This is a genomic window from Paenibacillus sp. FJAT-27812, assembly GCF_001273905.1.
In the GTDB taxonomy this organism is placed as follows: Bacteria; Bacillota; Bacilli; order Paenibacillales; family Paenibacillaceae; genus Pristimantibacillus.
Map to the genome: position 1 here is coordinate 4,926,616 of NZ_LIGH01000001.1, position 20,892 is coordinate 4,947,507.

Genomic DNA, 20,892 nt, shown 5'->3' on the forward strand with positions numbered 1-20,892 from the left:
ATGAAAGAGGCATGGTCTAAAGAAGCTTTTATGATGGAACTTAGAAAGGTTGGGGAGGCGCGTTATCACGATAAGCATCCGCTGCATTTGCGCATGCATGAAGGGAAGCTTCTGCCCGCAGAACTTCGGGCATGGATAGCGAACCGATTTTATTATCAGAAAAATATTCCCGTTAAGGATGCGATCGTTCTCTCTAAGCTTCCAAGCAAGGAGGATAGGCGGCTATGGCTCCAGCGGATTATCGACCATGACGGCCGCGAGGGAGACGAAGGCGGAATTGAAGCATGGATTCGATTAGGGGAAGCTGCGGGCATCCCGAGAGAGGATATGGTGAATGAGCGTTTGGTTATCCCGTCTGTTCGGTTTGCGGTCGACGCTTACGTTAACTTTTGCCGCAATCAGCCTTGGGTTATTGCTGTAGCGTCATCTTTGACGGAGCTATTCGCGCCCATTCTGGTTTCGCAGCGCATTGCCGTGTTTGAAGAGCTGTATCCATGGATTCGCCCCGAAGGGCTGGCCTATTTCAGAGGAAGGCTGCATCAAGCGCCTCGTGATGCGGATCATGGCTTGGAGCTGGTGCTGCGCGAGTGTACAAGCCGAAGGGAGCAGGAGCTCGCGATCGCTGCGCTTTCCTTTAAATGCGACGTGCTTTGGGCCATTCTGGATGCGTTAAGCTGGTCAGCGCCAAGGGAGGCGGCTCATCGGCATGAGCAATTGGGGGTTGTCTGAACGGCCAAGGCTGCGTCCACCGGCGCGTGTCAAATACGACCAAACCCGCCAAACGGATTTATTGCTAATTCCTGAGCGGATTATCCACCTGAATGGCACGGCGGGCGCTATCCTTCAATTAGTGGACGGTAAGCGTACGGTCTCACAAATCGTTGATGAACTGCAAGCCAAATATAATCAAGCAAGTCTGCTAGCGGATGTGGTGGAGTTTCTGTCACTTGCATCAGAGGAGGGCTGGATTGAACGATGAAGGTAAGCGCGCCGTATGCCTTAACTGCAGAAATGACACATCGTTGCCCGCTTCAATGCGGCTACTGCTCGAATCCCATTGAGCTGCAAAAGCGCGAGAATGAGCTCCCTACCGATGATTGGCTCAGATTGCTGGAGGAAGCGAGCGAGCTTGGCGTTGTACAGGTCCACTTTACCGGCGGCGAACCGCTATTGCGGCCTGATTTGGAGCAGCTCATACGAAGGGCACGCGACTTGGGCCTTTATGTAAATTTGATTTCAAGCGGCGTAGGACTCACGGAAAAAAGAATGCACAAGCTTACGGAAGCTGGAACTGACAGCATTCAGCTTAGCATACAAGCCTCGACGGCGGAGCTTGCTGACCGAATTGGCGGCATTAAGGCGCATGAGATCAAGCGGAAAGCGGCTGAAATCATCCGTTCCGCCGGCATGACATTGAATATGAACGTTGTGCTGCATCGTCATAACTTGCATGAAGTTGAGGAGATGATTGCGCTTTGTGCTTCGTGGGGAGCAGAGCGGCTAGAGCTAGCCAATACGCAATACTACGGATGGGCGCTCGCAAATCGCGACGATCTTATGCCTGCCAAGGAGCAGGTTATGGCGGCAGAAGCCGCATTTTACCGGGCGAGAGAACGGTATGGCAAGCAGATGGAGCTAATCTGGGTACTTCCAGATTATCATGAAAACCTGCCAAAACCGTGTATGGGCGGTTGGGGTAAGCTGTCCTTGACGATTTCCCCAAATGGCATCGCATTGCCGTGCACGGTGGCCGCAAGCATTCAAACCTTAAGCTTTGAGTCTGTCAAGGATCGCAGTCTATCATGGATATGGGAGGAATCGGAATCGTTCCAAGCCTACCGCGGATTCGATTGGATGCCCGAGCCTTGCAAATCCTGTGATTTGCGCTTTCAGGATTATGGCGGCTGCCGCTGTCAAGCCTTCCTGCTGACTGGCGACGCCAAGAACACGGACCCGGTATGCGAGCGATCTCCCCATCATCATCTCATTACAGAAGCAGTTGCTGTTACCCGCTTATCTCATATTTCTTACCGAGGATAGATGAGGAGGAGCCCCTTGATGAGAATATTCGATGCACACTGCGACGTGCTGAGCAAGCTGCTAGCGAACTCGGAGCTGGACTTTGTGAACGAGGCTAGCAAACTGGATGTCACACTAGAGAGGATACGTGAATCCGGCATAGGCGTTCAAAATTTTGCGATCTACTTATCGGACAAATGGCCGACCGAATTCCGGTATGTACTCGAATGCGTGGATCTCTTTCTTCGGCATATCGTCTCCCAGGGACGCTTGGATTTTATTCGTTCCAGAGAAGATTTGCTAAGGGTTGCAGCAACGGAGCGATGCGGCGCATTGCTGTCGCTCGAAGGGGTTGATGCGCTCCAAGGCAACCTGGCTTATTTGCGTATCTTATTTGAACTAGGCGTACGAAGCATCGGCATTACATGGAATGATGCGAATTGGGCTGCTGACGGGGTGCTTGAGGGGAGAGGAAGCGGGTTTACGGCAAAAGGGCGGAGCCTCGTCCAAGCGTGCAATCGCCTGAATATGATTTTGGATGCGTCGCATCTCTCCGAACGTGGTTTTTGGGAGCTAATGGAGCTCTCCGATAAGCCATTTATCGCTTCACATTCCAATGCGACCCAAATAAGCCCGGTGCTGAGAAATCTGCGGAATGAGCAAATTGCTTCGCTAATTAAGAAAGGGGGCGTAATGGGAATTACCTTTGTGCCTCCGTTTGTTCAAACCGAAGAGCCGGTTACGATGGACAAATTGCTGCTGCATTTGGACCATGTATGCTCGCTTGGCGGCAGCCGGCATGTTGGGTTTGGCTCTGATTTTGACGGGATGGATCGCTGGCTTATCGGTCTGGAGCATGCGGGAAAGTACGCCGGATTGATCGATTTGCTGCTTAAGCATTATCGTGAGGAGGATGTTGAGCATTTTATTTATAAAAATTGGTACAACTTTTATTACGAGCATCTCCCTGGGGCAACTATGGATTTAGAGGCTGGACATTAAGAAAGGTGGGAAGTTTTTGTATAACATCCTTTTTGTAGACGACCCATCGGAACTTTACAGCGCCATGTATACGGATTTTCCTTGGGGTCAAATCGGATTTCAGATTGTAGGACAGGTCAGCAACGAGCAGGAAGCGCTGCAGTGGATTGAAGAGAAGGGGAATATTGACGTTGTATTTACGGACATCCGAATGCCGGCACTAAATGGGGTTGATTTGGCAAGGGAGCTTTATGAGCGAAAGTCGGGAATAAAAGTGATTTTTCACAGCACGTATCGCGATATTGATTATGCCTATTACGCTATTTTATACGGAGTACGTGAATATTTGATTAAACCGGCTCAGTATGAAGCACTTATGAATGTGATTACAAAAATCCGCATGGAACTGGAGGAGGATGGCACAAGGACAGCAGCAAAAAGCTTATTGAAGGAGGCGGAAGTGAAGGATGCCCTGAGAGGCAACGGAAAGCTAGTGCAAGAGATTATTTCTTATGTGGAGCAGCATTACCAAAACGTTAGTTTGGAATGTGTGGCAGGCCATCTCTATATGAACGCCAACTATTTGAGCCAATTGTTTAAGCAGCGGACAGGGAAAACATTTTCCGATTTTGTCATTAGCGTAAAAATGGAAAAGGCCGCGTGGCTGCTTCAGGATTTTCGAATCAAAACGTATGAGGTGAGCGAAAAGCTTGGCTACAGCAATGCAAAAAACTTTTCCCGCACGTTTAAACAGTTTTACGGCGTTACGCCGAGCGAATTCAGGAATCGATAATAGAGTCAAAGTAAAGTCCTTGATGATGAAATAAGCAAGGCGCGGCAAAAAAGGGATATGTGCATGCATATCCCTTTTTGTTGTTTGCACCTAATTTTTATTCTCCAGCAAGGCAGCAGGATCGGTATATTGTCCATTTTTGACGATTGAAAAATGCAGATGGGTGCCCGTCGATTGGCCGGTACTGCCCATAAGTCCAATAAGCGCACCGGACTTCACGGCTTGTCCTTCTTCTACTACCAGCTTAGACAAATGACGGTACTCGGTTTGCCAATTATTATTATGCTCGATGATTACGGTAATGCCTTTTGCTTTGTCGTAATCAGCTTTAATAATGATTCCATCTGCGGTGGCATTCACTGCCGTTTTCTCGGAATTGACGATATCGACCCCGTCATGCAGCGTCTTCTTTAAGCTGTTTGGCTGGATTTGATAGCCATATGATGTGGAAATTTGACCGTCAGCGGGACTCTGAACGTTGGTTTACCATCAGTTGCCTCTGCTTTGCCAGCCGCGAAGGCGGATGGCAATGACAGCATCGCAGCGACAATAAGGATAACAAGACCGATCAGGGAGTAACGTTTCTTATTGTGTTGGAATGAACGAATCATAATAATTCTCCTCGCGATTTGTTTTTTATAGCCAGAGAAAGGAGTGCTGGCCGATAACATCCGCTCGGCAGCTCCGATCTCCAGCATGTTCACCATACAGGCTGCGTACGTTTCCTTAAGCGATGATGAACGAAGCGCGCTTGCATCGCATGCCATTTCTTGCTCGAGCCGCATTCGGTATAAGCCGTACCAAACGACGGGGTTGAACCAATTGCATAGACTCATAGGCTTGAAAAAATCCAAAAAATATTTATTTTAGATCAAACCGATCGTCTCTCCCCAGCGTTATCTCTTCATGTAAAGACCATAAAGGAGGAATTAATAATGCTGACACGATTAAGGAAACTGTTTTTGATTACTGCGATGTGCGTGACATTTGTCGCTGCTCCGCTTGGCTCGGCATCTGCAGAATCTGCGTCTGGCATTCAGTCCGATGCCGATAAAGCATTTGAGCTTGGACTGCTTATCGGTGACGGCAAGGGTGTTGATGCTGCTTATTTGAATAAAACGTCAACCCGGCTGCAAGCTGCTATCATCTCGCTCCGTCTTAATGGAAAACTGAAGGAAGCGCTAGCTTTTAACGGAAAAACGACTTTTGCAGACGCTAAACAGGTGGGTAAAGCAAATCAATCTGTTCTGGCTTATCTCAAGAGCAAACCGGAGCTAGGCTGGCAGGGCTCTGGCAACAATCTCTTTGAACCAAGCGCTGCGATCAGCTCCAAGCAATTTTACAAGGTTATTTTGGAGAACCTCGGATATAAATCCGGAACAGACTTTACATACCAACAATCAGAGGATTTCGCAGCGTCGCATGGCCTGAAGCAGATTGCCGGCAAAGCGTCATTGCAGAATACGCATCTAGCAACCTCACTCGTAGAAGCGCTGTCTGCCAATACGAAAAGCGGCAAGCCGTTTTTTGATACGCTGCAAGCAAGCGGAGTCCTTGCATCCGGAGCTTCCTTGCCGCAAGGCGAGCGAATCGGGCTAGCGCAAAACGACAAGCTGGGCACTTATTTTACGGATAAAAACGGCCGTACGCTTTATTTCTTTACGAAAGATGCGGAGAACGTGAATTCCTGCCAAGGGGATTGCTTGAAAAATTGGCCGATCTATTACGATGCTAATTTGCAGCTGCCGGCTTGGCTTAATAAAGCTGACTTCGGCGTTATTACCCGTACAGACGGCGCGAAGCAGTTAACCTACAAAAATTGGCCGCTCTATTATTTTGCGAAGGATAGCAAAGCCGGCGATGTGACGGGTGAGGGAGTTGGCGGCGTATGGTTTACAGCGAAGTCTGATTACGCGGTCATGCTTGGCACCTCGAAGGAAGCGGGTAATTATTTGACTGACGATTACGGCAGAGCGCTTTATTATTTTGATAAGGATACAGCGGGTAAAAGCGTATGCGAAGGCAATTGCTTAGTGAATTGGCCAGCATATTCATCCTCTAACGTTAGTGTCCCATCTACGGTTAAAGGTACCGATATCGGAGCGATTACCCGTCCGGATGGAAGCAAGCAAGCTTCTTATAAAGGCTTCCCGCTCTATTATTTTATTAAAGATACGGCGCATGGCGATTTGCTAGGGCAAGGTGTCAACGATGTCTGGTACATCGTAGATCCTGCCAAGTTTAATGGCACAGCTGCTTCAACGGCACCCGTTGTACCGACTACGCCAACAACACCGGCTGCTACGGCTAAGACTTACAACATTGACATCAAGGAGTACTCGTTCGGAAAGGAAGCACTTACTATAGAAGCAGGCTCGAAGGTTACCTTTACTAATTTTGATGAGATGAAGCATAATGCGGTAGCGCTGGATGGCGCATTCTCGACTCCATTGCTGGCAAAAGGAGAGTCCTATACGGTAACCTTTGATAAACCAGGCACTTATAATTATTTTTGCGAGCCGCATAAGTCATTCATGACTGGGCAAATCATCGTAAAGTGAGCGTGAAGACATGCGAAAAATAACTTATGGATGCTCGCTGCTTTTCCTGATGCTACTCTTCTTATCCGGCTGCGGGGCTCAGGCAAACGAGCCTGCCGATCACAATGAAATGGCTGTGACAGCTACTCCGACAAGCTCAAGCGCTGCTGATGAGAATGCTCAGGAAACGGAAGAAGCGGCGAATACGGCCACTCCATCAATTAGCCCAACTGAGGCTGCAACCCCGCCATCGGAGAAACCGGTTAAGACGGAAGAGCCGAAGGAGACGGAGAAAACGGCGGCAACGCAGAAGCCCGCTGCTACGGAGAAAGCGATAGAAACAAAGCAGCCCAAGGCTACAGCAGCGCAGCCTAAATCTACGCCAAAGGCACCGGTTAAGACGGAAGCCCCGGTTCAGCCGAAAGAGACTGAGGCAGTAACTGTCCACACGGTTGAGATTACGAACTTCGCTTTTTCCCCGGAGAAGCTCGAAATATCGCAGGGCGATATCGTTAACTTCATTAATAAAGATGAGGTCAAACATACGGCTACGGCGGATGATGGGCAATTCGATACCGACTTATTAGCTCAGAATGCGAGCAAGAAGGTTACCTTCACAGATGCCGGGGAGTTCGGCTATTATTGTACGCCGCATCCCGGTATGCGAGGGACGATCGTCGTGAAGGAAAAATAATAGGTTTAGTTGAGGAGCAGCTGTTCAAGGCTGCTCTTCTTTCTGATAACATAAAGAAAAACAAGCCTGTCGTGGAGGCGCTATTCGATGCTTAATCTTACCGATCAAGAACTGATGCAGCTCATTAAAAGCGGTAAAAATAAAGCACTTTCCGTTCTTTATGACCGATATGGTGCTTTGGTCTATTCCTTTGCCATTAAGGCGGTACGGGATGAGCCAACTGCAAGAGATATTTCACAGGCGGTATTTATGCGCTTATGGACAACGGAATCGGATTACGACCCAGATAAAGGACGTTTTACGAGCTGGCTCCTAACGATAACCCGCAATATATCGATGGATCATCTTCGCAAGCAAAGAAGAGATGCCTCAGGTATAGTTCAAATAACGGAGGAACGTTTCAATGCATTGCCTGATCAACTAGGCTTGTCTCCAGAGGAGCATGTCGTCAGGCATTCCTTAAGGGAGCAAATTCAACAGGCATGCAAGCATTTATCGAATTCGCAGCGAACGCTGGTCGAGCATTTTTATTGGCAGGGGTACAGCTTGGCTGAACTGGCGCAGCTGTATGACCAGCCTCTCGGGACGGTCAAGAACAGACTGCATCAAACGTTAAAAATATTGCGTAGGCATCTTGCGGCAAAGGGGGATCTTTAAATGAATGACGGCGTTTACGGCATCGATTGCGATTTCATACTCGATTATCTTTCTGGTTCTTGCTCCGAAGAGGAAAAGGAAGCATTCGAACGTCATTTGACTTATTGTGATTCTTGCAAGCAAGAGCTCGCCGAACTGCAAATCGTATGGGAGGAGCTTCCCCTGGATATGGAACGAATTGAGCCTCCGAAGGATTTAAAGGAGCAGATCATGGCGGCAGCCAAAGCGTCGCCTAAGCGCCCTATAGCATCGAATAAATGGAAGCTATGGAAGACCGTAATTGCGGTGGCTGCGGCAGCGCTGATTTTTGTAAGCGGCTCGCTATGGGGAAAACCTTTATTCAACGGAAAGGATACGCGATTGCAGACGATCGAGAATGCCTTATTTGCTCCCGCCTCCGAAATCGTGCAAATTAATATGCTGAAGGCGGAACCGAGCGAGAGGGAGCATGCGTATGGGATCGCTTGTATTGTGGACAATGGAGAGAGCAAGCAATTTGTTGTTTATGTGTTCGGTGCCGAGCCAACCAAAAATGAGGAGGCTTACCAGGTTTGGCTTCTCCAAGACGGCAAACGCACGAGCGCAGGCACGTTCCGAGTTGATGAGAAAGGAGTCGGTCTGCTCGCGATGGCGATAGAATCAGAAAAATTAACCTATGATAGCATCGGCATCACATTGGAGCCTGACGAGAAGGGCGATCAGCCGCGCGGGACTAAAGCTTTTGGGACACAAGCCGGTCCCTATTCGGTAAATACACTATAGCGATAAATCGAAGCCGCCTTGGATCAAGGCGGTTTTGTTTGTGCCGAGGGATATGAAACTATTATTCTATAAAACAATCAATTGTCTAGTTACGAATGATAGATTCTCTACATATGTTGTAAGTAGCTTCTAAGAGGAGGTAATACGCATATGCCAAAAGGAAAGAAAAGCGCACAAGGAAAGTCATTAGGAAACCGTACAGGTGGTAACCGTACTGGGGGCAACCGTACTGGGGGCAACCGTACTGGGGGCAACCGTACTGGGGGCAACCGTACTGGGGGCAACCGTACAGGAGGCAACCGTACTGGGGGCAACCGTACAGGAGGCAACCGTACAGGAGGCAACCGTACTGGGGGCAACCGTACAGGAGGCAACCGTACAAGAGGCAACCGTACAGGAGGTAATCGTACTGGCGGTAATCGCTCAGGCGGGAACCGCAGCGGACATCGATCAGGTGGAAGAGGACCTGGCATTCGCCCTCTAAATCAAGCGGATTCCGTGCAAGAAACACAATAACGGCATGCAAAAAGCAGCTTGTTCCTCATTGGAGGATCAAGCTGCTTTTTCATCGTTACAGCAAAGTAATCTTAGCCCTTTCCCTTACGGGTCATTTCCGCTAGGTCATCCCACTGCTTGCTCGTAACCTCAGATAAGCTGTTGAATTGCCCTGCGCCTTGCAGCCATTCGCCGCCGTCAATCGTTACAACTTCGCCGTTCATATAGGATGCAAAGTCTGAAATGAGAAAAGCTGCCAGATTAGCAAGCTCCTCTTTGTTTCCCACCCTTTTTAAGGGGACGCGGCTGATCATTTTCTCTTCCAGCTCAGGTGTAGGGGCGAGGCGTGACCATGCGCCCTCAGTGGGGAAAGGTCCTGGCGCGATAGCAACTTGACGGATTCCGTAGGGTGCCCATTCCACTGCAAGTGACCTCGTTAACGCAAGTACGCCAGCTTTCGCTGCTGCGGACGGTACGACATAACCCGAGCCCGTAGAGGCATAGGTCGTAACGATGTTCAGCATCGTGCCGCCTTTTCCTTGCTCAATCCACCGTTTTCCTACTTCCAGCGTCGTATAAAAGGTGCCGTGCAGCACGATATTCAAGACTGCGTCTACCGCTTTTGGCGAGAGCCGCTCCGTAGGGCTAATAAAATTGCCGGCAGCATTGTTAACCAATATATCCACATGCCCAAAATGGTTCTCTACTGCCGTTATCAGTTCGCTTACTTGAGTGGGGTCGCGTACATCACAGCATTTGTAAAATACGGCGCTGGTCGCAGAGCTCATCTCTTCGGCTGCTTTGGCAAGCACAGCCTCCCGCCGACTGGCAATCGCGAGATTCGCGCCAAGCGAAATAAACCGCTCGCCCATGGCCCGGCCAAGCCCTGTCGCTCCGCCAGTTATGAGTACGACCTTGCTTTTTAATAGATCAGTGGAAAAAGGCTCCATACGCTCACTCTCCTCTGAATCAACATCGCTTTATTTCTTTAATCATATCAGCAATAGCTGATCGTTATGCCCGTACGCGATGTGAGGACGGATATTTTCAGATAGGAGCTGCGATGAAACCCGTCAACAAGCTGTTTTAAGCCATATACCTTCCAATAAAGCCGGTTACCTTTTGCTCATAGGTTTGTTTGTCGGTGGCGTAAGCCATGCCGTGGCCCGCATCGGCAACGATATAAATTTCCTTCTCCGCTGTGCAAGCTTCGTACAATTTCCACACCATTTCGGTTGGCACAAACGTATCCTCGGCGCCATGAATAAAAAGCATAGGCAGCTTGTTCTTCTTCAGTTGGGACAAAGCCGATGCCTCATTAAAATGATAGCCGGCTTTTAATCGGGTCAACAAGCTCGTTGCCGGCAAAATGGGGAAGGCGGGCAGCTTGTAGATTCGCTTCAGCTGGTACAGGAGCTGATCATGGACGGAGGTGTAGCCGCAATCCTCTACAATGGCTTTGACTTGTTTAGGAACGTCCTCGCCGCTTACCATCATAACGGTCGCTCCTCCCATGGAAATGCCGTGCAGAACGATCTGCGCACGATCGCCAACAACCTCTACGACCTTGCGAATCCAAAGCAGGTAATCCTTCCGATCGGGCCAGCCGAAGCCGATATAATCGCCTTCGCTGCCGCCATGTCCCCGGTCATCCGGCATGAGCACATGGTAACCAAGCTTCTCATAATATAATTTGGCGATGCTGCCCATGTCTTTTCCTTGCGAGGAATAACCATGGGCGAGTATGACGGCCCGAGTGGTTGGCGCTTTTGCCGCAAGGTAATAGCCAACGAGTGCCAAGCCGTCATCTGATTTCAAATGCCACGTCTCGTACTCTTGGCTCTCCACCCATTCTACCCCCATAGGTTCTACAGGCGTAGGCTGTATTTTCTCGGGGAATGCTTCGGCGATCAAATTATCCGTACTATTGCTGCCCTGAACCTGGGCTAAATCCGCGTTGTCGCTCAAAAACGCCTTGGAATTTCGTTTTATGGCAACATGATAGAAATAAAAGCTTACAGCAACCAAAATCAATAGCAGCAGTAAAATCAAGCTGCCCGTCCCAATCCATATCGGGCGGATGCTCAGCGTCATAGCGTTTAACTCCTTAGGGTTATTCTGGAAAGCGGTACAGCTATTATTAAAAATAGCAGGCTTGCTGCTGTGATGCAATGATATGCCGGCCAATGGAATAGGTATGGCTGCTCGGAACCTATGGAAATAAGGCTTAACTCGGAATGTCAAAACCTAAGCGAGCATGAAAGGGAGGCCGCGTAAGTGATCTCCTTTTTTAATAGATGGATCATTTCTATAACAGATCCTAAATTTTCAAATTCTTATTATTTTTTTAACAGACGGTTGATAAATAACGAGTAACATTCAAGGTGGATTAAAAATAGAATTCTCATGGAGGGTATACCAGAATGAACAAATCAATGAAGGGTTTACTGGCTACAGGGCTTTCACTTGCAGTGATCTCAACCAGCTCGCTGCTGATGGCTGCTGATTCGCAAAAGTCGCAGGTGAAGAAATCAGACTCCAAAAATATCATCGTACTGATCGGCGATGGCATGGGTCCTGCACAAGTATCCGCAGCTAGACTGTATTCAAAATCTGTACTTGGTAAACCACATCTTACATTGGATTCCTATTATGTTGGACAGGCGACTACATATGCGGATAAAGGCGAGGATGGCGACAAAATCGTATCCGGTGCTATTACGGATTCAGCGTCTGCAGGTACAGCCTTCGCAACGGGAAATAAAACATATAATGCAGCTATTAGCGTATCAAACGAAGATGTTTCCAAGCCTTACGCATCTGTAATCGAAGCGGCTGAGATGAACGGCAAAGCGACAGGTCTTGTTACGACAGCGCGGATTACACATGCTACACCAGCCGTATTCGGGGCGCATGTTCGCAGCAGAGACAATGAAAGCGCGATTGCATCACAATATTTGGACAGCGGCATTGATGTGCTCTTCGGCGGCGGCGAGCAGTTTTTCCTCAGCAAAGACGAGAAGGGAAAACGTGCGGACAAAAGCATCATCAAGGATTTTACGGCAAAAGGCTATAAAGTAGTAAAAGACAACAAGTCGCTTAATGCTTTGACTTCAAAAAATCAAAAGGCAGTGGGACTATTTGGTTCCTCACATGTTGCTTATGTTCCAGACCGTACAGAGAGCACGCCTAACCTTGCCAATATGACGAAAAAAGCGTTGGAAATTTTGTCGGCGGACAAAGACGGTTTTGCCATTATGATCGAGGGCGGCCGAATTGACCATGCCAGCCATGCAAACGACTTCCCAACGACGATTCAAGAAATGCTGGATTTTGATGCAGCCGTTAAAGTCGCGATGGAATTTGCTAAAAAAGACGGCAACACTTCCGTTGTGGTTACTGCTGACCATGAGACAGGCGGACTTTCGCTCTCCCGCGATAACATTTATGAATTAAACATCGACTTGTGGAACAAGCAAAAGCATTCCTCTGAGTTTTTAATCAATGCTTTGAAAGATGCGAAAACGATCGACGACATCAAAAAAATCGTAAGCACGAACACGTGGATCAACGATTTGTCCGATGAAGAAGCGCAGCAAATCTTGGACGGAGACGGTTCTTCATACGGCAGAGAAGGCGGCTATAACGCGGTCATCTCGAAGCGGGTTCTGGTCGGCTGGTCTGGTCATGGACATTCCGGCGTTGATGTAGGCGTATGGGCATATGGACCGATCGCGAGCCAAGTGAAAGGCCAAATCGACAATACACAGATCGCTTTAGCTTCAGTAAAAGTAATCGGCGTAGATTTGAAAAAAGCGACAGCATCGCTGCAATCGAAGCATCTGTATCCGAAGTTCAAAGTGAACCGAGACGGCGTCGTTTTGTACCCTTCCGAATCGTTGGCGAAAGCGCTTGGCGGTACTTATAAATCAGGTAATGGCCCTAGCACGCTGACTAAAGGCAAAAATACAATTGAAATCAATAAAACGAGCTTAGCTGTAAAAGTAAACGGCAAAGCTGCTGCTTACAAAGCGGATCTGGATAACGGCAAGTTTTATCTTCCGCTTGAAGCATTTAACAGCTTGACTGGAACGAAGATGACTTGGGACAGCTTGTCCGAGCGCATCGTTCTAAAGAAATAAGCGGTTCTTAATAACAATGAAAACAGGGGAAATCCGTTTCCCCTGTTTTTCCATTAGGAGTGAGATGAATGATTTCCATCGAGCAGCTAGCCAAAGGATTTTCCATTAATGGAGAAACGATTGCTATTCTCGATATTCCGCGTTGGCATGTTGAAGAGGGCAGCAAGATTGCGATCATCGGGCCAAGCGGTTCCGGCAAAAGCACCCTTTTGCATATGATCGGCGCTCTATTGAAGGCTGATACGGGTACGATTCATGTGAATGGCGTGGCGCTTCATGAGCTTTCGGAATCACACCGTGATCAATTTCGCGCTCAGCATATTGGATATATTCTTCAGGACTTTCATCTTATACCGTCCCTTACGGCTAGGCAAAATGTAGAATTGGTCATGAAAGCATCGATGAGCCGCAAGGAAAAAGCGGCTGAACTAGACCAATGGTTTGAGCAAGTAGGCCTTAAAGACCGTATGCAGCACCGGCCTTCGCAATTATCAAGAGGGCAACAGCAAAGGGTAGCGATCATTCGCGCATTGATTAACCGCCCATCCATTTTACTTGCAGATGAGCCTACAGGCAGCTTGGACTGGGAAACAGCAGGCGAAATCACCGATATTTTGCTATCGGAAGCGGTTTCCAAACATACGACGCTGTTGACGGTGACTCATGACCTCAACCTCGCTGAACGATTCCCGGTTCGACTACATATTCAAGATATCAACAAAGCGTACAAGAGCAATCCGAATGTCAAGCATCCCATTCAAAAGGAGAGAGCCGTATGACGCAGTGGACGCTTATTTTTCGAAACCTGGCGCATCGGAAATTTCTTTCCCTTCTGACGGTTATTTCGGTTACTGTTACGGTTGCGTTGCTTGTGTTTCTTATTCTATGCCAGGCTAGCGTCGATGAAGGAGCCAAAAAAGGCTATGGCCCGTTTGAACTCGTCATAGGGGCTGATGGGAGCGATTCGCAGCTCGTGCTCAATACGTTTTATCACGTTGGCGCGCCAACGGGCAATATTCCGCTCGATGTGCTGAATCAAGCCAAAGAGAATGATCAAGTCATGAATGCTTATGGCATGACAACAGGCGACAATTACAATGGATTTCCCATTGTTGGCTTAGAAGCCGAATATTTTTTTACGCGCTACGGAGATCAGAAGCTGGCTTCAGGCAAGCTTTATCAAAGCCTAGGTGACGTAGTCGTTGGCGCGCATGTTGCGAAATCGCTTAATCTCCATGTCGGAGATACGTTTAAAGGCGGGCATGGCGTAATCGAAGAAGCAGATCATTCATTTGAAGAGGAAGAAGGCGGTCATCATGATGCGCATGAAACCTTTGCTTACCGGATTACCGGTATACTGCCTTTTCTAAACACGCCTGATGACAGAGCGGTCTTTACAACGATGGAGTATGCATGGGCAGTTCATGGGGAAGAGCAGGCACATAAAGAGGTGACGGCGATCCTGATCAAGCCTAAATCGATCGGCGGCTTGCCGTTAATAAAGCAGCAATACGAAGCGATCGATAACGTGCAGGCTGCATATACAAGCAAAGCAGTGGCGGATGTGCTAAGCGTAGTAGACAAAGGGACGGAAATGATCAGCTTGGTTACCGTGTTATGCATGATTTTAGCTTCCATTTCGATACTGCTGTCTCTAACTGCCGCTGCTAACGAACGGCAAAAGGACGTCGGACTGCTGCGGATTATCGGCAAATCAAAACGTTTTATATTTATGAGCTTTATCGGAGAGGGATTAGTGTTAGTCAGCTTAGGTTTGCTTATTGGATTGGCAGCGGGCCATTTATCCGGCTTCCTATTTAAAGACATCCTGTTTGAATATACAGGAATTCAAATCAAAGCTTTATTGTTCAACGGGCAGCATGTGCTGCTAATCGTTGGCACGATTCTATTTGGATTGCTGGCTATGCTCATCCCATCATTCAAAATGTACCGGATAGATCCTATGCAATTATTCAGAGCTTAGAGGTGATAACGATGAATAAACGTCTAGCGGCTGCTCTATTAACGCTGGCGCTGCTTGCCGGGTGCGGCAACCCTTCAAAGCAGCAAGAAGAAGCCGGCTCATTCGCCATGAACAGCGCTGCATCCACTCCGGCTGCGGGAAATGATGAGGCTGTCGCTACCAAGGCAGCTAGCCTAGAGGCAAGTGAAAAAGAAGTTGCCGTCGTTGCAAACGAAGCAACAAACACGCCTTCTGAAACTGTCGTTCCTGATAAAACAAAAGCTGCAGCATTGACTGATGAAGGCAAGAACATAGCCGCTTCCGTTCCAGCTGAGAAAAAAACGCCTGCTGCAACAAAGCCGCCTGTCCAACAAGAAAAAAAGCAGAGCGTGCCAGCCAAAGCGGCAGACAAAACGCCAGCTAAGCCACCAGCTAAAACGCCGGTAGCAGAATCTAAGGAGCCTCTCAAGGAAGCAACGGACGATGCGAAAAACGTTCCTGCAGCAGGAAAGAAAAATAACGGAAGTGCCGAAATTTCATGGTCCAAGTTTTTTGACAACGAGGATCAGACAACGCCGTCCGATCAATTCTGGGATCTTAGCGGCAGCAACGTGGAAATCAACGGATATATGGGCGAGGTTTTATCGTTTGAAAACAACTGGTTTCTGCTGATTCCAAAGCCAGGCGCAGAATGCCCTTTTGACAACGGAGACGAAACGTATTGGAATAAAATTATGATTGTTTTTGTGCCTGAGGGTACGAAGCTAAGACATCACACAGGCCCGTTAAAAATTTCCGGCAGGCTGGATGTCGGCATTAAAATCGATGAGTCCGGCTATAAAACGATGTTCCGTCTGTATGACGCTTCATTTGAAGAGATAAAGGAATAGTAGACCGCAAAAAAGGAGAAGGCGAGCAGGAGCCTTCTCCTTTTTCATTAACGCAGGTTTAGCTTTTGATTAGGATCGTATCGCTTGCAGCGTTCCATTTGACGGTGGCGCCAAGCGCTTCCGTCACGAAGCGGAGCGGGACAATCGTTTTGCCCTGATCATAACGAGGCGCTTCCGCAACCTGTTTCGTTATTCCGTTGATGGTTGTCTGACGCTTATTTTCCTCTAGCAGGATGGTCGTTTTTCCTTTGCTGATCGTTATTTTGCCGGAGTCGTAATTCACCTTCGCTCCCATTGCCACGAAAACGTCGCGCAGCGGTACAAAGGTTGTTCCATTAATGATAATTGGTACGGCTTTCAGCGGAATGTAATCATCATTTAGTTGGACGGAGAAGCTCTTTATTACAGCTGCAGGCTTGATTTCGGATAATGTTTTTTTGGGTGCGGCTCCTTGGCTGGCAGAACCATACTTAGCATCGCCCCATGACCATACCGTTCCCCTGTTATCGAGCGCAAGCCCGCTATTGGCTGCTCTTGCTTCCAGATCCACGATACGGCTTAAGCCTTTGATTTGAATCAAATTGCCATTGTCTTCGTGATTCCAAATGGAGCCATCCTGATGCAGCGCTAAATTATAATTGGCGTCGAACGGAGCTGCAGATATTTTGATGAAGCCGCCTTTAGACTTTCCGGCAGTGGGTTCGTAGTAACCTACGGTTCCGTCTTTTCGAAGCAATAAAAGGCTGCCCATATAATCATTGTACATTTCCGAGACAGCGACAATGTCTTTGGTTGCCCAGGGCAAAGTATCCTCACCCATACGCACATTGTCCCAATACCCCCAGCGATTGACGCTCCCGTCTTCTTTTACGATTGATATATTGTTTTGCGATGCCGCGATTGCTACGATGCCTTCGCGTTTAATCAATCCGGGAACATATGCTTTCTCCTCATCGGGATGCTCTTCAAAGGCATTGCAATAGCTTTGTTTAAAAGTGAAATCAGAACGTGTCATCGCCGAGATGCAAGTGCTGCCCCAGATCCATGCGGTATGATCCTTAGCCAAAGCAACATGAAAGGAACCGCCGCTTGCGATAGCGATTACGTTTTTTAACCCTTTAACCTGCGCAGGCTCATGGTTTAAACTTGGCTTTTGCCTATCCGTGGTACCATTTCCGAGCTGGCCAGATTCATTCGTGCCCCAAGTCCATACGGTGCCATCTGATTTCAGTGCGATGTTGCCCACTTCGGCTGCGACAGCTCCCGGAATTTTGGGACCGCGCTTCGCAAGACCATTTCCTTCCCATGTCCAGATCGTGCCGTCCGACTGAAGCGCCAGATGTGATTCTAGCATCGAATCTATATCGATAATGCCGTTTAGCGCGGTCCCTTTCAGCACCGTATCCGCCGGATTGGCGAAGGCGGTATGAACCTGCATGAAACAAATAGAGAGAAGCAGAAGCGTAAGTCCTGTCCATTTCTTTAATGCTCTCATCCTGTTGGCTCTCCTTCTCACGTGTTAGTAGGGTATTAATAGTTAGACGTAAGCAGATACCGAAAAGTTATTTATACCGTTAAAAATAAACGGCTGCATAGAGGATCAGATGTTCTTTGCCAAAAAATAGGTTATACTAGGCTTGTTCAGCATTTATTCGGGTCTTATAAGGGGTAATCGGGGCATGGAAATTGTAGAAGCAACTATCTCGTCCATTCAAGCCGCTTTGGAAGCAGGGGAGCTTACGTCACGTGAGCTGGTCCTGATTTATTTTGACCGAATCGCATCCCATGATAAGGATGGCCTAACGATCAATTCGGTGCTTGAGCTTAATCCCGATGCTTTATTTATTGCTTCTGCCTTAGATAGTGAACGAGCAGCTCAGGGTCCAAGGGGTCCGCTCCATGGCATCCCGATAATGCTTAAGGATAATATAAATACCGGCGATTTGATGCATACGAGCGCAGGCTCGCTTGCGCTTGCGAACAACTATGCAGGCGAGGATGCTTTTATAGTGAAGCAGCTTCGCGAAGCGGGCGCTATTTTGCTCGGAAAAGTGAATATGACGGAGTTTGCCAACTTCATGACGGACGGGATGCCGTCTGGATACAGCTCGCGCGGCGGACAAGTTTTAAATCCGTACAATATTTCGGCGCCAACCGGCGGTTCGAGCGCTGGCTCTGGCGTCGCGGTTGCGTGTAATTTTTGCATGGCATCAATCGGTACGGAAACCTCGGGCTCGATATTGAATCCGGGTAATCTTAGCTCAACCGTAGGCATTAAGCCGACGGTCGGGCTTGTGAGCCGTTCGGGCATTTTGCCGCTCTCGAACAGTCAGGATACAGCAGGTCCGATGGCAAGAACGGTGACCGATGCCGTGCATGTTCTTAATGCGATCGTGGCGCATGACGCGAATGATGCAGCGATGGGGGCAGGATATTGGGGCAAGCAAAAGGACTATAGCGTATTCCTTGATCCGCGCGGTCTTGATGGAGCTCGAATCGGCGTTCCGAGAGATTATTTTTTTGAGGAGCTAACGGACGAGCAGCTTGCGATCTTCAACAGGGCAGTGGAGCTGATGCGGCAGCACGGCGCGATCATTATAGATCCGGCTGACGTTCGGACCGCTCGCCAAATCAAGTACTCTTCGGTTGTGCTCAACGAGTTCAAAACCGTACTGAATGCTTACTTGTCCAAGCTGCCTGCAGGCTCCAAAATTCGAACGCTGAAGGATATCATCGCCTTTAACAACGAGCATCCAATCGAAACGCTTAAATATGGTCAAACGACGCTGCTTTCTGCCGAAACGACGACTTCGGGAACGATGACCGAAATTACGTATATTCGCGATCGTGCTGCCGATCTCAAATTGTGCAAGGACGAAGGGCTGGATGCAACGATGAAGGAGCATCAGCTGGACGCGCTGCTATTTCCGGCTGATTTTGGAGCAAGAATTACGTCCCGCGCTGGTTATCCGTCCATAGTCGTTCCGGCTGGCTATACGGGCAAGGGAGTACCGTTTGGCGTCACGTTTGCAGCGAGGGCGTACGAGGAGCCGGTGCTCATTAAGCTTGCATATGCCTATGAGCAGCTTAGCTTGGTTCGCAAACCGCCTTCCTTAAAGAGCTTCATTTAATAGAGGTAGAAAAGGAGAGGGAGTCTGCTTTCTTGACAGTGCTACAACGACTAGGATGGACAAAAAGAAGCTCCCGGCCTATGATCAGCCGGGAGCTTCTTTATTAGGTTAGCCTGCTATTTCTTCGCTTTGAAGTGAACAACCGCGCTATAAAGCATTTTTTCGATTTTAGGATTAAATACGGCATGATGGCTAACGTGGAACACCTCTAACAGCAAGCCTTTATTATTTTCAATTTGCTGGTCGATCTTAAGCTCCAGCGTTCTCAAATCATATGCCTCAAAAAATTCAATCTTGTTTTCAATCAAATCTAACCGGAAGTCCATTTGAGTAGCTCCTAAACATAGATTTATTATCTAAATCTATTATACAGGCATATTACTTCGCCCACAAAGATTCGATTTCCTCAAGCGATTTTCCTTTCGTCTCCGGCACAACCCGCCAAGTAAACAAGCAGGCGAGCAGCGCCATGCTTCCGTAGATCCAGAACGTCGCGGCAGGTCCCGCAGAGCTAAGCAGCGGCGGAAATGACTGTGAGACGAGATAATCCGCCGCCCAAAGCGCCATAGCAGCGATAGCCGTCGCTTTGCCGCGAATGCGGTTCGGGAAAATCTCGGACATAATGACCCATACGACAGGTCCAAGCGAAATCGCGAAGGAAGCGACGTAAAGCAATATAAAAATGAGAACGAGCGGGCCATCGGCATGTCCGGTTTGAAAGGCGATGCCAATCACGAGCAAACAAATGGCCATCGAAGCCGAACCGACGAGCAGCAGCGCTTTGCGTCCAACCTTATCAATCAGCCATAAGGCGACGATGGTGAACAGGAAGTTGATAAAGCCGACCAGTATCGTTTGAATCAAAGAGGCGTTTGTGCCGGCGCCCGTTGCTTTAAATATTTCAGGCGCATAATACATCACCGCATTAATGCCTGTAACCTGCTGGAGCACGGCAAGTCCTACCCCAACGATTAGAGCTATTCGCAATGAAGGGCTGAACAGTTGGCGGATCGAGCCGCTTTCCTGCTCGAAGGACTGTTTGATGTCGAGCACTTCTTGTTTGGCAAGCTCTTCGCCATGGATACGCAATAAGATCGGGAGTGCTGACGCCGCTCGTCCTTGTTTAATCAGCCATCTAGGGCTTTCCGGGACAAACAGCAGCAAAATCAAAAAGAGCAAGCCGGGAATGGCGCCTACGCCGAACATCCAGCGCCAAGCAGAGGCTACAGCCCATGCTTCATCGCCCGAGCTGGATATCCATAGATTTACGAAGTAGGTAAGGAAGATCCCGGTTACGATTGCAAGCTGGTTAAGCGCAACAAGCCTGCCTCTATATTTAGCGGGAGCAATCTCAGCATTGTAGAGCGGGCAAAGGGTAGAGGTAATGCCAATTCCGATGCCTCCAATAATGCGAGCGATAATAAAACCGGAGAAGCTGTCCGGAAGCGCTGAGCCGATCGAGCTAATAATAAATAAAATAGCTGCTGTGATGAGCACTTTTTTTCGGCCGAAACGATCGCCTAGAACGCCTGACATGGCGGCTCCGACGATACAGCCAATGATTAAGCTAGAGACAGCCCAACCCACCTGCAGCTTGGATAAGTCGAACCGATCCTCCATAAATCCAACGGCACCCGATACTACTGCGGTATCGAAGCCAAATAATAATCCGCCAAGCGCGGATACGATAGAAACAAGGGTTACGAACTTCATGCTCACTTGTTCTTTTTTGTTAATTATCGCCGTTCCCAATTTCTTTTTCTCCTCTCTGTCAAACCCATCCTGCATTCAAAACGAATTTCATTATATCACGCAAAATGCGTGT

At 48.5% G+C, this 20,892-nt stretch carries 22 protein-coding genes; 15 read left to right on the top strand and 7 right to left on the bottom strand.

Going from position 1 to position 20,892, the window contains the following annotated elements; genetic code table 11:
- The 5 genes from pqqC to ADU23_RS20485 are packed head-to-tail and all read left to right on the top strand — an operon-like array spanning nucleotide 1 to nucleotide 3,793.
- Complete coding sequence (gene pqqC, locus ADU23_RS20465) at nucleotides 1-729, top strand: pyrroloquinoline-quinone synthase PqqC (RefSeq protein WP_082311158.1); 729 nt, start codon at nucleotides 1-3, stop codon at nucleotides 727-729.
- Nucleotides 707-979: a pyrroloquinoline quinone biosynthesis peptide chaperone PqqD gene (pqqD, locus tag ADU23_RS20470; protein ID WP_053375428.1), complete on the top strand. Its 273-nt coding sequence runs from the start codon at nucleotides 707-709 to the stop codon at nucleotides 977-979. Before pqqC ends, pqqD begins: the two co-directional genes overlap by 23 nt.
- Nucleotides 976-2,040 carry a pyrroloquinoline quinone biosynthesis protein PqqE gene (pqqE, locus tag ADU23_RS20475; RefSeq protein ID WP_053375429.1) on the top strand — a complete coding sequence of 355 codons (1,065 nt, stop codon included), beginning with the start codon at nucleotides 976-978 and terminating at the stop codon, nucleotides 2,038-2,040. Before pqqD ends, pqqE begins: the two co-directional genes overlap by 4 nt.
- Before the next feature lie 18 nt (nucleotides 2,041-2,058).
- On the top strand, nucleotides 2,059-3,021 hold the full coding sequence (locus ADU23_RS20480; protein WP_053375430.1) for a dipeptidase: 963 nt from the start codon (nucleotides 2,059-2,061) through the stop codon (nucleotides 3,019-3,021).
- 16 nt (nucleotides 3,022-3,037) lie between these two features.
- Complete coding sequence (locus ADU23_RS20485) at nucleotides 3,038-3,793, top strand: response regulator transcription factor (RefSeq protein ID WP_053375431.1); 756 nt, start codon at nucleotides 3,038-3,040, stop codon at nucleotides 3,791-3,793.
- Between the two features lie 90 nt (nucleotides 3,794-3,883).
- On the opposite strand, the gene ADU23_RS20490 is transcribed toward ADU23_RS20485, so the two are convergent.
- Both ADU23_RS20490 and ADU23_RS20495 read right to left on the bottom strand, forming a co-directional pair.
- Nucleotides 3,884-4,246: a M23 family metallopeptidase gene (locus ADU23_RS20490; protein WP_082311159.1), complete on the bottom strand. Its 363-nt coding sequence runs from the start codon at nucleotides 4,244-4,246 to the stop codon at nucleotides 3,884-3,886.
- A complete protein-coding gene (locus ADU23_RS20495) occupies nucleotides 4,204-4,629 on the bottom strand; it encodes a M56 family metallopeptidase (protein ID WP_157265886.1) in 426 nt (141 codons plus the stop codon). The genes ADU23_RS20490 and ADU23_RS20495 overlap by 43 nt, the downstream gene beginning before the upstream one ends.
- A gap of 99 nt (nucleotides 4,630-4,728) precedes the next feature.
- Here ADU23_RS20495 and ADU23_RS20500 point away from each other — a divergent pair, with 99 nt between their 5' ends.
- The 5 genes from ADU23_RS20500 to ADU23_RS33275 all read left to right on the top strand — a co-directional run bounded on the left by ADU23_RS20500 (nucleotide 4,729) and on the right by ADU23_RS33275 (nucleotide 8,930).
- Entirely contained in the window at nucleotides 4,729-6,354 is a 1,626-nt protein-coding gene (locus ADU23_RS20500) for a plastocyanin/azurin family copper-binding protein (protein ID WP_053375434.1), read from the top strand.
- Between the two features lie 10 nt (nucleotides 6,355-6,364).
- The gene (locus ADU23_RS32255) at nucleotides 6,365-7,027 is read left to right on the top strand and encodes a cupredoxin domain-containing protein (RefSeq protein ID WP_053375435.1); all 663 of its coding nucleotides are present in this window, start codon (nucleotides 6,365-6,367) and stop codon (nucleotides 7,025-7,027) included.
- Nucleotides 7,028-7,114: 87 nt separating this feature from the next.
- Nucleotides 7,115-7,684: an RNA polymerase sigma factor gene (locus ADU23_RS20510; protein ID WP_053375436.1), complete on the top strand. Its 570-nt coding sequence runs from the start codon at nucleotides 7,115-7,117 to the stop codon at nucleotides 7,682-7,684.
- The gene (locus tag ADU23_RS20515; RefSeq protein ID WP_053375437.1) at nucleotides 7,685-8,446 is read left to right on the top strand and encodes an anti-sigma factor; all 762 of its coding nucleotides are present in this window, start codon (nucleotides 7,685-7,687) and stop codon (nucleotides 8,444-8,446) included. It begins immediately after the preceding gene.
- A gap of 202 nt (nucleotides 8,447-8,648) precedes the next feature.
- On the top strand, nucleotides 8,649-8,930 hold the full coding sequence (locus tag ADU23_RS33275; RefSeq protein ID WP_053375438.1) for a hypothetical protein: 282 nt from the start codon (nucleotides 8,649-8,651) through the stop codon (nucleotides 8,928-8,930).
- Between the two features lie 103 nt (nucleotides 8,931-9,033).
- Here ADU23_RS33275 and ADU23_RS20525 read toward each other — a convergent pair whose 3' ends face one another.
- Nucleotides 9,034-9,891, bottom strand: a complete 858-nt coding sequence (locus ADU23_RS20525; RefSeq protein WP_053375439.1) for an SDR family oxidoreductase — start codon at nucleotides 9,889-9,891, stop codon at nucleotides 9,034-9,036.
- Between the two features lie 136 nt (nucleotides 9,892-10,027).
- Entirely contained in the window at nucleotides 10,028-11,035 is a 1,008-nt protein-coding gene (locus ADU23_RS20530; RefSeq protein WP_053375440.1) for an alpha/beta hydrolase, read from the bottom strand.
- Between the two features lie 329 nt (nucleotides 11,036-11,364).
- Here ADU23_RS20530 and ADU23_RS20535 point away from each other — a divergent pair, with 329 nt between their 5' ends.
- The 4 genes from ADU23_RS20535 to ADU23_RS20550 all read left to right on the top strand — a co-directional run bounded on the left by ADU23_RS20535 (nucleotide 11,365) and on the right by ADU23_RS20550 (nucleotide 15,936).
- A complete protein-coding gene (locus ADU23_RS20535) occupies nucleotides 11,365-13,083 on the top strand; it encodes an alkaline phosphatase (protein ID WP_053375441.1) in 1,719 nt (572 codons plus the stop codon).
- A gap of 68 nt (nucleotides 13,084-13,151) precedes the next feature.
- Complete coding sequence (locus tag ADU23_RS20540) at nucleotides 13,152-13,862, top strand: ABC transporter ATP-binding protein (RefSeq protein ID WP_053375442.1); 711 nt, start codon at nucleotides 13,152-13,154, stop codon at nucleotides 13,860-13,862.
- The gene (locus ADU23_RS20545) at nucleotides 13,859-15,067 is read left to right on the top strand and encodes an ABC transporter permease (protein ID WP_053375443.1); all 1,209 of its coding nucleotides are present in this window, start codon (nucleotides 13,859-13,861) and stop codon (nucleotides 15,065-15,067) included. The genes ADU23_RS20540 and ADU23_RS20545 overlap by 4 nt, the downstream gene beginning before the upstream one ends.
- A gap of 11 nt (nucleotides 15,068-15,078) precedes the next feature.
- The gene (locus tag ADU23_RS20550) at nucleotides 15,079-15,936 is read left to right on the top strand and encodes a hypothetical protein (protein WP_053375444.1); all 858 of its coding nucleotides are present in this window, start codon (nucleotides 15,079-15,081) and stop codon (nucleotides 15,934-15,936) included.
- Between the two features lie 58 nt (nucleotides 15,937-15,994).
- Here ADU23_RS20550 and ADU23_RS20555 read toward each other — a convergent pair whose 3' ends face one another.
- The gene (locus ADU23_RS20555; protein ID WP_053375445.1) at nucleotides 15,995-17,431 is read right to left on the bottom strand and encodes a stalk domain-containing protein; all 1,437 of its coding nucleotides are present in this window, start codon (nucleotides 17,429-17,431) and stop codon (nucleotides 15,995-15,997) included.
- Between the two features lie 184 nt (nucleotides 17,432-17,615).
- On the opposite strand from ADU23_RS20555, the gene ADU23_RS20560 reads away from it, so the two are divergent.
- A complete protein-coding gene (locus tag ADU23_RS20560; protein ID WP_053375446.1) occupies nucleotides 17,616-19,067 on the top strand; it encodes an amidase family protein in 1,452 nt (483 codons plus the stop codon).
- Nucleotides 19,068-19,183: 116 nt separating this feature from the next.
- Here ADU23_RS20560 and ADU23_RS20565 read toward each other — a convergent pair whose 3' ends face one another.
- Together ADU23_RS20565 and ADU23_RS20570 are read right to left on the bottom strand one after the other, a co-directional pair.
- Complete coding sequence (locus tag ADU23_RS20565; RefSeq protein ID WP_053375447.1) at nucleotides 19,184-19,393, bottom strand: YrzA family protein; 210 nt, start codon at nucleotides 19,391-19,393, stop codon at nucleotides 19,184-19,186.
- 52 nt (nucleotides 19,394-19,445) lie between these two features.
- Nucleotides 19,446-20,819, bottom strand: a complete 1,374-nt coding sequence (locus ADU23_RS20570) for a sugar porter family MFS transporter (protein ID WP_255314134.1) — start codon at nucleotides 20,817-20,819, stop codon at nucleotides 19,446-19,448.
- Nucleotides 20,820-20,892 lie beyond the last annotated feature (73 nt).

Excerpts from the sequence above, each read along its gene's own strand:
- pqqC (WP_082311158.1), top strand. The coding sequence starts at position 1 with ATGAAAGAGGCATGGTCTAAAGAAGCTTTTATGATGGAACTTAGAAAG.
- pqqD (WP_053375428.1), top strand. The coding sequence starts at position 707 with ATGAGCAATTGGGGGTTGTCTGAACGGCCAAGGCTGCGTCCACCGGCG.
- pqqE (WP_053375429.1), top strand. The coding sequence starts at position 976 with ATGAAGGTAAGCGCGCCGTATGCCTTAACTGCAGAAATGACACATCGT.
- ADU23_RS20480 (WP_053375430.1), top strand. The coding sequence starts at position 2,059 with ATGAGAATATTCGATGCACACTGCGACGTGCTGAGCAAGCTGCTAGCG.
- ADU23_RS20495 (WP_157265886.1), bottom strand. The coding sequence starts at position 4,629 with ATGAGTCTATGCAATTGGTTCAACCCCGTCGTTTGGTACGGCTTATAC.
- ADU23_RS20500 (WP_053375434.1), top strand. The coding sequence starts at position 4,729 with ATGCTGACACGATTAAGGAAACTGTTTTTGATTACTGCGATGTGCGTG.
- ADU23_RS32255 (WP_053375435.1), top strand. The coding sequence starts at position 6,365 with ATGCGAAAAATAACTTATGGATGCTCGCTGCTTTTCCTGATGCTACTC.
- ADU23_RS20510 (WP_053375436.1), top strand. The coding sequence starts at position 7,115 with ATGCTTAATCTTACCGATCAAGAACTGATGCAGCTCATTAAAAGCGGT.
- ADU23_RS20515 (WP_053375437.1), top strand. The coding sequence starts at position 7,685 with ATGAATGACGGCGTTTACGGCATCGATTGCGATTTCATACTCGATTAT.
- ADU23_RS20525 (WP_053375439.1), bottom strand. The coding sequence starts at position 9,891 with ATGGAGCCTTTTTCCACTGATCTATTAAAAAGCAAGGTCGTACTCATA.
- ADU23_RS20530 (WP_053375440.1), bottom strand. The coding sequence starts at position 11,035 with ATGACGCTGAGCATCCGCCCGATATGGATTGGGACGGGCAGCTTGATT.
- ADU23_RS20535 (WP_053375441.1), top strand. The coding sequence starts at position 11,365 with ATGAACAAATCAATGAAGGGTTTACTGGCTACAGGGCTTTCACTTGCA.
- ADU23_RS20540 (WP_053375442.1), top strand. The coding sequence starts at position 13,152 with ATGATTTCCATCGAGCAGCTAGCCAAAGGATTTTCCATTAATGGAGAA.
- ADU23_RS20545 (WP_053375443.1), top strand. The coding sequence starts at position 13,859 with ATGACGCAGTGGACGCTTATTTTTCGAAACCTGGCGCATCGGAAATTT.
- ADU23_RS20550 (WP_053375444.1), top strand. The coding sequence starts at position 15,079 with ATGAATAAACGTCTAGCGGCTGCTCTATTAACGCTGGCGCTGCTTGCC.
- ADU23_RS20555 (WP_053375445.1), bottom strand. The coding sequence starts at position 17,431 with ATGAGAGCATTAAAGAAATGGACAGGACTTACGCTTCTGCTTCTCTCT.
- ADU23_RS20560 (WP_053375446.1), top strand. The coding sequence starts at position 17,616 with ATGGAAATTGTAGAAGCAACTATCTCGTCCATTCAAGCCGCTTTGGAA.
- ADU23_RS20565 (WP_053375447.1), bottom strand. The coding sequence starts at position 19,393 with ATGGACTTCCGGTTAGATTTGATTGAAAACAAGATTGAATTTTTTGAG.